A 9,161-nucleotide genomic window follows, 5' to 3' on the forward strand; every position below is an offset into this window, starting at 1 on the left:
TGCGGTGCTGCCATTGCAGACTGATGAGGATGTGGTTCGTCTGCGCAAAAAAGTGCGCGACGATTTGATTGCGTTGGGTTTCAGTTTGATTGATCAAACCAAAATGGTTACCGCCGCGAGTGAACTTGCGCGCAACACCCTGCGTTACGGCGGCGGTGGCGAAGCGCATGTGGTTCGGCGCAATGAGGATAATCGCAGAGGTATTGAATTAAGTTTTATTGATAAGGGACCGGGCATTGCCGATTTGGGTTTGGCGATGACCGACGGCTATACCAGCGGTGGCGGTTTGGGATTGGGTTTGAGTGGTGCAAAGCGCCTCGCTGACGAATTTGAAATTGACACGGCGCCAGGTGAAGGCACTACTGTCACGATTATTAAGTGGAAGCAATTTTGAGTAATTATTTGGGGTCACTTTTTTTGGGGCGCTATCTTGAGTAGCTATGGAACGCAACTAGTGTTTGATCTGCAGGACATTAGCAGCGTAGCGGTTGTGCGTCGTGCGGGTGCAGTGCTCGCACGTGAATTAAATTTTGATGAAACTCGCGCAGGGCAATTGGCGTTGCTGATTACCGAAGCAGCAACCAACATTGTCAAACATGCGGGCGACGGACAAATGTTATTGCGTGCTTTGTATCAAGGTGAGCAAGTCGGCATTGAAGTGATTGCACTCGATAAAGGGCCGGGCATCGAGAATTTAGATTGGCATTCTGAAGATGGAAATTCCACCGCCGGTACCTATGGAATTGGTTTGGGCACACTGCGCCGTTTGAGCCAGGATTTTGATATTTATTCCGAAGCGAATAAAGGCACTGTGCTGTGGATGTTGTTGTGGGCGAGTGTGGAAAAACCTAAATCGTCGCCGTGGCAAATTGGTGCTGTCTGCGTCCCGCTTAAAGGTGAAGAAGTCAGTGGCGATAATTGGGCGATGGCCGCGCACGAAAAAAAATTAACGCTACTAGTTGCCGATGGTCTCGGGCACGGGCCTGAAGCTGCTAAAGCGTCCGATGCGGCCGTCGCATTAAAAGATGAATTCAACAATCAAAGTCCCTCGGTTATTTTGCAACGCGCGCATCAGGCATTGCAGGGCACGCGCGGGGCAGCGGTGGCAGTTGGGCAAATCAATGGCGAATTAGGCACGCTTACTTTTGCTGGCGTTGGCAATATTGCGGTGTGTATTTTGAATAGCAAAGGTGGTCGCCATTTGGTTTCACACAACGGCATCATTGGTAGCAATTTGCGCAAGCTGCAGGAATTTTCTGAAAGCTGGGAGCGCGATGCGCTTCTGGTTGCGCACTCGGATGGCATTAATACCCGCTGGGATCTGGATCTGTATCCCGGCCTTGAACATTGTCATCCGGCAATCATTGCAGCGGTTATTTATCGCGATTTTACCCGTGGCCGCGACGACGCGACTGTCGTTGTCGTACGTGAACATTGAATAAGCGGAGCTGCTGATGACTATCCGTATCCTCACTGCACTCGTGAATAATGAAACTGATGTAGTTGCCGTGCGCCAACGCGCTAAACAAATTGCACTGCTGTGTGGTTTTGGTATGCAAGACCAGGTGCGTATTGCGACTTCGGTATCCGAACTTGCGCGCAACGTATTTAATTATGCGGGCAGCGGTAAAATTTATTTCAGTGTTGAGGGCGATACTGCACCGCAAATTTTGGTGGTGGCGATTGAAGACAAAGGCCCCGGCATTGCCAACCTCGATCAAATTCTCGCGGGGGATTATAAATCGCGTACGGGAATGGGAATGGGGATTATCGGTGCGCGCCGTTTGGCTGATCGCTTTGATATCAAAACCGGCCCGACTGGTACACGCATTACTCTCAAGAAAATTTTTCCGCGCTTAGCGCCAGTCATTACAGTGAAATCCAGCGCCAGCGTATTTGCCAAATTAACCGCTATGCCCGCGGACATTACTGTGACGGAAGTAATCCAGCAGAATCAGGAATTACTCTCGGCATTGGCGGAATTAAAATCGCGGCAAGATGATCTGACACTGCTCACGCGTGAATTGGAAGATACCAATCGCGGTATGGTTGCGCTCTATGCCGAGCTGGATGAAAAAGCCGGGCATTTGCGTCGTGCCGATCAAATGAAATCACGCTTCCTCTCCAACATGAGCCATGAATTTCGCACGCCGCTCAGCTCGATTCGCGCACTGGCGAAATTGATGTTGGAGCGAGTGGATGGCGAGCTGAGTATTGAACAGGAAAAGCAGGTGACTTATATCCTGCAAGCGGCGAGCGGACTGAATGAATTGGTAAACGATTTGCTGGATATCGCCAAAATTGAAGCAGGGAAAGTGGATGTGCGACCAGTGCCGTTTGATGTTGGCAGTTTGTTTGGCGCGCTGCGTGGAATGTTGCGCCCGCTGCTGTTATCGGAATCGCTCACACTCACGTTTATTGCACCGGAAACACCGGTGACCATGTTTACTGATGAAGCCAAGGTGTCACAAATCCTGCGCAATTTTATTTCCAACGCGCTCAAGTTCACAGAGGAAGGTGAAATCACCGTGAGTGCAACAGTGACTCCGGAAAAAAATCAGGTGACCTTTACCGTGGCGGATACCGGAATAGGTATTCGCGCCGAAGACCTGCAATTAATTTTTGAAGAGTTTAGCCAGATAGAAAGCGCGCAGCAGCGCAAAGTAAAAGGCACAGGCTTGGGGTTGCCGCTGTGTCGGAATCTGGCGCGGCTGTTGCACGGTGATGTAGCTGTCACCAGTATTCCCGGTGTGGGTTCGACTTTTTCAGTGACCTTGCCGATGACTATCGGTATGCCCGAGCAAACTATTGCAGAAGCAGCAAACGTGCGCATAAAAACCGACGATAAACGCATCCCTATTTTGATTGTGGAAGACAATCTTGCGGTGCAGATGCAATACGAAAAGTTTTTGCTTAATACGGAATTCCGCCCGGTTGCCGCACGCAGTTTGCGCGAAGCCGTTGAGCGCTGGACCGCACAGAGGCCGACGGCCGTAATATTGGATATTGTGCTGCACGGTGAAGACAGTTGGTTGTGGCTGACAGAATTAAAAAATGATCCAGCGCGTAGCGATGTGCCAGTCATTATCGTGACGGAAGTAGAAGACAAGCGAAAAGGTTTGTCGCTCGGTGCGGATGCCTATTACGTGAAACCGTTATTCAAACAACAATTGCTTTCAACCTTGCGCACCTTGGTTGGGCAACCTGTATCCGGCAGCGAATACCAACAGCAATCTGCTATTTGATCCGGCTGCCAAACATAACTGCCTCCAAAAAATAAACACAGGGATGGGGTGGAGTTGCAGCAGTCAGAGGATGAATTTTGAGGAATGAGATATGCCATTGCGGATTTTTAAAGACGCGCTTGTATTGAATGTCGATGATAGCGACGGCGCTCGCTATGCAAAATCGCGCATCCTGACACATGCGGGTTTGCGCGTAATCGAAGCGTCTAATGGCGAAGATGCGATTGCGCGCGCGCACGCCGAAATGCCGGATCTTATTCTGCTGGACGTAAAATTGCCGGATATCAACGGCATGGAAGTTTGTCGTCGCCTGAAAGAAAATCCATCCACTAAAGCCATATTGATTTTGCAAACCTCTGCATCGTTTATCGATCCTTCCGACAAAGTTCGTGCGCTCGATGGCGGTGCCGATAATTATCTGGTCGAGCCGATTGAGCCGGATGAATTGATCGCTAACGTGAAAGCACTCTTGCGTCTCGGCCGTGTTGAGCGCGAGCTGCGCGACATGGATCGCCGCAAAGATGAATTCCTCGCAACCCTCGCTCACGAATTACGCAACCCGCTCGGGCCAATTCGCACCTCCGTGGAGTTGTTGCGCAGGCTTGACCCCACTGCCTTGGCTGCGCAAGAGCATGCGCGCAATACCATTCAGCGTCACACTGATCATCTGGTCCGTTTGGTGGATGATTTATTGGATGTTGCGCGAATTTCGCAAGGCAAAATTTCGCTGCGCCACGAGGCGGTAAATTTGCGCACAGCAATTGATAACGCGGTAGAAACATCGACCCAAGCCATCAATAACAAAGGCCATAGTTTGGAGGTGGTGTTTCCGTCTGAACCAATTCAGGTGTGTGGCGATCAAGTGCGTCTGTCGCAGATAGTGGCGAATCTATTATTGAACGCGGCAAAATTTACCGAGCCGGGCGGCAGGATAGGTTTGTATGTTGATCTGCAAAAACAGGGCGCGCGCATCCGCATCACCGATAACGGTATCGGCATTGAAGCTGGTGCGATCAACGCCATTTTTAATTTATTTTCCCAGCACGGTCATCTGAGTGATCAGGTGCAGGACGGTTTGGGAATTGGTTTGTCGCTGGTGAAAAATCTGGTGAGTCTGCATGGCGGAACTGTCACCGCTATCAGCGATGGCCTAGGCAAGGGCAGTACCTTTGAGATAGTGCTGCCGGTGCTGAGCCAAACCCAGATTGACGCCAAATGCAAAATGGCTGAACAGCCGGAAGTGTCGTCCGAGGTTAAAAAAGTCCTGATTGTGGACGACAATGTTGATGCCGCCGATACCCTTGCCCAGCTGCTGGGCATGACTGGCCATAGCGTAAAAGTGGCTTATACCGGTCAGCAGGCAATTGACATTGCCGCGCAATTTCCAGCGGATATTATCTTCCTCGATATCGGCTTGCCCGATATGAGTGGTTACGAGGTGGCTGCACAGCTGCGCGCGTTGCCCAATGGCAAGCAGTTCACCCTGATCGCCCTGACCGGTTACGGGCAGGAGCAGGATCGCAGCAATGCTTTTGCCTCCGGGTTTGATGATCATTTCGCCAAGCCGGTGGATTTTGACAAGCTACGCAAGCTTGGGCTGCATCTGTAGCTAGCAAACACGCCATTTATCGCACTATTCCCGCCTGCGCACCGCTATTTCACCTTGCATCACCTGCTGCAAATCCGTACAATTCCGCACCCCAAACCAGCCGGGGGGAACGAATCTGCATTAGTGCAGCTCAGAAAACTGGCTACTCCTTGTCTCACTGCCTCTGTTGTCAAAAACGGGCCAGGAGACTTTAACCCGTAAGGAGCTAAAAATGCGTCATTACGAAATCGTGTTCCTGGTTCATCCGGACCAAAGCGAACAAGTACCTGCAATGGTAGAGCGTTACACCTCTGCTATCAAAGCTGACGGTGGTTCAGTTCACCGTTTCGAAGACTGGGGCCGTCGTCAATTGGCCTACTCAATCAACAAAGTACACAAGGCTCACTATGTTCTGTTGAACGTAGAGTGCTCTGAAGCTGTGTTGGAAGAGTTGACTACCAACTTCCGTTACAACGATGCCATTTTGCGTAGCATGGTTCTGCGTGAAGATGCTGCTATCACTGAAGAATCATTCATCCTGAAGGCTGAGAAAGAAGGCCGCGAGCGCAAAGCACGTCCACCACGCGCTGAACGTCGTGATGACGCAGAAGAACTGTCTGACGAAGACGGTGCTGATGCAGATGAATTCGAAGAAGAGCAGGAGGTATAACCATGGCCCGTTTTTTCCGTCGTCGTAAATTCTGCCGTTTTACCGCTGAAGGCACCAAGCGCATCGATTATAAAGATGTTGAAACCCTGAAAGCCTACATCACTGAAACTGGCAAAATCGTTCCAAGCCGTATCACTGGTACCAAAGCAAAATACCAACGTCAGTTGGCTACTGCTATCAAGCGTGCCCGTTACCTGGCTTTGATTCCATACACTGACAGCCACGAGTAAGGGGTAATAGAGATGGAAGTTATTCTGCTCGATAAAGTAGGCCGTTTAGGCGCTATTGGTGACAAAGTTACCGTTAAGTCTGGCTATGGCCGCAACTACCTTTTGCCACAAGGCAAAGCAATTGCTGCTACTGCTAAAAACATCGCTGACTTCGAAGCGCGTCGCGCTGAGTTGGAAGCTGCTGCTGCAGGCAAAATCGCTGACGCTACCGCACGTGCTGAGAAGCTTGCTGCGTTGGAAGTGACTATTGCTGCTAACGCTGGTGACGAAGGCCGTCTGTTCGGTTCTATCGGTACTCGCGACATCGCTGAAGCAATTACTGCTGCTGGCGTTGCAGTTGCAAAATCAGAAGTTCGCTTGCCACAAGGCGTGCTGCGTGAAATCGGTCAATACGAGATCGATGTTCAGTTGCACTCTGAAGTGACTCAAGCTGTTAAATTGGCTGTTATCGCTGAGTAATCTCCTGCGATCGCTAGCCTTGCTTGTCAGCTTCTGCTGACAAGCAATATGAAATCGGGCACTATCGACAACCTTTGGTTGAGCCGCTAGTGCCCGATTTTTTTTGCACCGGAATTGATGAATAACGATACGACCTATGCCTGAATCCAGTTTCGACACATCCAGTTTTGAGGATCGCCTCGCAAGCGAGCTATCCAACCACTCCGCAATGCCGCATTCGGTGGAAGCCGAACAATCGGTGTTGGGCGGGTTAATGCTCGACAATAACCGCCTGGACGCGGTGCTGGAAGTTGTCACTGAGTCCGATTTTTTCCGCGACGATCACAAGCTGATCTTCCGCATGATGCTTGAGTTGCAAGAGGCTGGTCAGCCGCTCGATGTCATTACCCTTTCCGAAGAATTACACAAGCACGACGAGTTGGAGCGCGTTGGTGGTTTGGGTTATCTGGTCGAGATGGCCAACAACACCCCGAGTGCCGCTAACATCGCCGCTTACGCCAAGATCGTGCGCGAGCGTTCAACCCTGCGCCAGCTGATTGGTGCAGCGCAGGAAATCAGTAAATCGAGTATGAATCCGGCTGGTCTGGACTCTGATGACCTGCTGCAACTTGCCGAAAAACGCGTAGCCGAAATTGCCGAAGATCGCCCCAAAGAGGGCGGTTTGGTTGGCGTTAATGAGCTGTTAAAAGAAACGGTAAAGCGCATCGATGAACTGTTTCGCTCCGGCAGTGACATCACCGGTGTGCCCTCGGGGATTACCGACTTGGACCAGCGTACTTCCGGCTGGCAACCGGGTGAATTAATTGTCCTTGCTGCACGTCCGTCCATGGGTAAAACCGCGTTGGCGCTGAACTTCGTGGAAGGTGCCTTGTTTAATCAAGCGCGCCCGGTGGTGGTATTCAGTATGGAAATGCCCTCAACCGCATTGGTGCAGCGGATGATGTCGTCTATTGGCCGCATCGACCAGGGCAAGATGCGTAACGGTAAGTTGACCGAAGAGGATTGGCCGAAACTTTCGTCGGCAGTGGCCAAGCTGAAAGACAAACTATTATTTATTGACGATACCGGCGGCCTGAACCCGCAGGAAATGCGCGCCCGTATCCGCCGTATTGCGCGCGAACACGGCAATCCCGGCATGATCATGGTCGACTACCTGCAGTTGATGACAGTGGCTGGAAGTGGCGAAGGTCGTACCCAGGAAATCTCGGAGATTTCGCGCTCGCTTAAGGGTATGGCGAAAGAATTTGAATGCCCGATGATTGCGCTCTCGCAGTTAAACCGCGGTGTGGAACAGCGCCCGAATAAACGCCCGATGAACTCGGACTTGCGTGAATCGGGCGCCATCGAGCAGGACGCCGACGTTATCCTGTTCATCTACCGCGACGAATACTACAACGAAGACAGCCCCGATAAAGGCATGGCCGAGTTGATTATCGGTAAGCAGCGTAACGGTGAAATTGGTACCTGCCGCGCCGCCTTCGTCGGTAAATACACCCGCTTTGACAACCTCGCCCCTGAGTATCTCAGTCAGGGTGGTTATGACTAATAATAGCCAGGCTCGACTGCTCGATAAGCTCTGCGCCAATATCGCCCCCGGCAAATTGGAGTGGATTGGTTTGCGCAGTGAGCGACGCGGTGAAGTAGTGGTGGTCGATTCAATCGAAGCTGTAGTTGATTTAGGTCTGGTGGGGGATCACCGGATGAAAAAAACACCCGGTTCCGCACGTCAGGTCACTTTGATCAGCAGCGAATATATCCAGCAAATTTGCCAACACACCGGACACGAATCAATTGATCCGCGCCTGCTGCGCCGCAATCTGGTGATCTCCGGTATGAATATGAATTTGCTGCGCTACCAGCGTTTACAAATCGGCGAAGTCATCCTCGAAACTAACGCCCTTTGCCACCCCTGTTCTCGCATGGATGAAGCGCTCGGCGCCGGCGGCACTGCCGCAATGTTTGGCTACGGCGGCTTATGCGCCAAAGTTATTCAGGGCGGAAAGATGGGTGTTGGCGATGCGGTAATCCGTTTACCTTTGCTCGACTAGTTTTCCTCTACGCTGGTTATTTTTTGTTCACAAAATGTACTTCTCAATCCTGACCGTGTATTATCGCGCGCCCGAATCCCGGCCTATATTGATGGCAGTTTGAGGCACGAATATGCAGGTTTTTCATCACGTTCAATCCCTTCGTGAAGCGTTAAATGCAGAGCGTAAAGCCGGCAAGCGAATTGGTTTTGTGCCGACTATGGGCAACCTGCACAGTGCGCATATCGAGCTGGTGAAGATCGCCCAGCAAAATTGCGATGTGGTCGTGACCAGTATTTTCGTTAATCCGCTGCAATTTGGCCTTAATGAAGACTGGGATAAATACCCACGTACCCTCGCAGCTGACTCAGCCAAGCTGGAAGCGGTGGGTTGCAATTACCTGTTTTGCCCCGATGAAAAAGAAATCTACCCCAATGGTATGGCCGAGCAGACCCGCGTTATTGTGCCGACCATGACTGATGTACTCTGCGGCGCTAGTCGCCCGGGTCACTTTGAGGGCGTGACAACCGTAGTCACCAAGTTGTTTAATATTGTGCAGCCGGACGAAGCGGTATTCGGGATCAAGGATTTCCAGCAGTTGGCGGTTATTCGCCGGATGGTGGAAGACTTGTGTATTCCGGTTAAAATTACCGCAGGTGAGATCTTCCGCGAAGCCGATGGTTTGGCGATGAGTTCGCGCAATGGTTTTATCACGGCGGATGAGCGCCCGAAAGTGGATGTGCTCAACTGCAGTTTGAATGGAATCAAACAGGCAATAGAGCAGGGTCGCCGCGATTTTACGGTACTGGTGGACGAGGCGCGGGCGCAGATAGAGGCGACCGGGTTTCGTGTGGATTACATCAGTATTTGCAATAGCCGCACGCTGGAAATGGCGGCACACGATGATCGGGAGATCACTATACTCGGCGCCATGTATACCCA

10 protein-coding genes are annotated in these 9,161 nt (G+C 51.4%); all 10 read left to right on the forward strand.

Going from position 1 to position 9,161, the window contains the following annotated elements:
• Positions 1-394, forward strand: a 394-nt coding sequence (locus AAGC78_RS21460; RefSeq protein ID WP_435786152.1) for an anti-sigma regulatory factor, incomplete at its 5' end; no start/stop codon positions are given.
• Positions 395-430: 36 nt separating this feature from the next.
• A complete protein-coding gene (locus AAGC78_RS21465; protein ID WP_435786153.1) occupies positions 431-1,438 on the forward strand; it encodes an ATP-binding SpoIIE family protein phosphatase in 1,008 nt (335 codons plus the stop codon).
• 16 nt (positions 1,439-1,454) lie between these two features.
• Complete coding sequence (locus tag AAGC78_RS21470; RefSeq protein ID WP_435786154.1) at positions 1,455-3,245, forward strand: ATP-binding protein; 1,791 nt, start codon at positions 1,455-1,457, stop codon at positions 3,243-3,245.
• Positions 3,246-3,336: 91 nt separating this feature from the next.
• A complete protein-coding gene (locus AAGC78_RS21475) occupies positions 3,337-4,854 on the forward strand; it encodes a response regulator (RefSeq protein ID WP_435786155.1) in 1,518 nt (505 codons plus the stop codon).
• Between the two features lie 211 nt (positions 4,855-5,065).
• The gene (gene rpsF, locus AAGC78_RS21480) at positions 5,066-5,503 is read left to right on the forward strand and encodes a 30S ribosomal protein S6 (RefSeq protein WP_435786156.1); all 438 of its coding nucleotides are present in this window, start codon (positions 5,066-5,068) and stop codon (positions 5,501-5,503) included.
• 2 nt (positions 5,504-5,505) lie between these two features.
• On the forward strand, positions 5,506-5,733 hold the full coding sequence (gene rpsR, locus AAGC78_RS21485) for a 30S ribosomal protein S18 (RefSeq protein WP_007643439.1): 228 nt from the start codon (positions 5,506-5,508) through the stop codon (positions 5,731-5,733).
• Positions 5,734-5,745: 12 nt separating this feature from the next.
• The gene (gene rplI / locus AAGC78_RS21490) at positions 5,746-6,192 is read left to right on the forward strand and encodes a 50S ribosomal protein L9 (protein WP_435786157.1); all 447 of its coding nucleotides are present in this window, start codon (positions 5,746-5,748) and stop codon (positions 6,190-6,192) included.
• A 136-nt stretch (positions 6,193-6,328) separates the two neighbouring features.
• On the forward strand, positions 6,329-7,738 hold the full coding sequence (gene dnaB, locus AAGC78_RS21495; protein WP_435786158.1) for a replicative DNA helicase: 1,410 nt from the start codon (positions 6,329-6,331) through the stop codon (positions 7,736-7,738).
• Positions 7,731-8,240: an MOSC domain-containing protein gene (locus AAGC78_RS21500; protein WP_435786159.1), complete on the forward strand. Its 510-nt coding sequence runs from the start codon at positions 7,731-7,733 to the stop codon at positions 8,238-8,240. Before dnaB ends, AAGC78_RS21500 begins: the two co-directional genes overlap by 8 nt.
• Positions 8,241-8,352: 112 nt before the next feature.
• Positions 8,353-9,161 (forward strand): pantoate--beta-alanine ligase (gene panC / locus AAGC78_RS21505; RefSeq protein WP_435786160.1); only part of this gene is annotated, 809 nt, incomplete at its 3' end.

This window comes from Cellvibrio sp., assembly GCF_039207905.1.
GTDB lineage: Bacteria > Pseudomonadota > Gammaproteobacteria > Pseudomonadales > Cellvibrionaceae > Cellvibrio.

Coding starts and splice junctions, on each gene's coding strand:
- AAGC78_RS21470 (WP_435786154.1), top strand. CDS start 1,455: ATGACTATCCGTATCCTCACTGCACTCGTGAATAATGAAACTGATGTA.
- AAGC78_RS21475 (WP_435786155.1), top strand. CDS start 3,337: ATGCCATTGCGGATTTTTAAAGACGCGCTTGTATTGAATGTCGATGAT.
- rpsF (WP_435786156.1), top strand. CDS start 5,066: ATGCGTCATTACGAAATCGTGTTCCTGGTTCATCCGGACCAAAGCGAA.
- rpsR (WP_007643439.1), top strand. CDS start 5,506: ATGGCCCGTTTTTTCCGTCGTCGTAAATTCTGCCGTTTTACCGCTGAA.
- rplI (WP_435786157.1), top strand. CDS start 5,746: ATGGAAGTTATTCTGCTCGATAAAGTAGGCCGTTTAGGCGCTATTGGT.
- dnaB (WP_435786158.1), top strand. CDS start 6,329: ATGCCTGAATCCAGTTTCGACACATCCAGTTTTGAGGATCGCCTCGCA.
- AAGC78_RS21500 (WP_435786159.1), top strand. CDS start 7,731: ATGACTAATAATAGCCAGGCTCGACTGCTCGATAAGCTCTGCGCCAAT.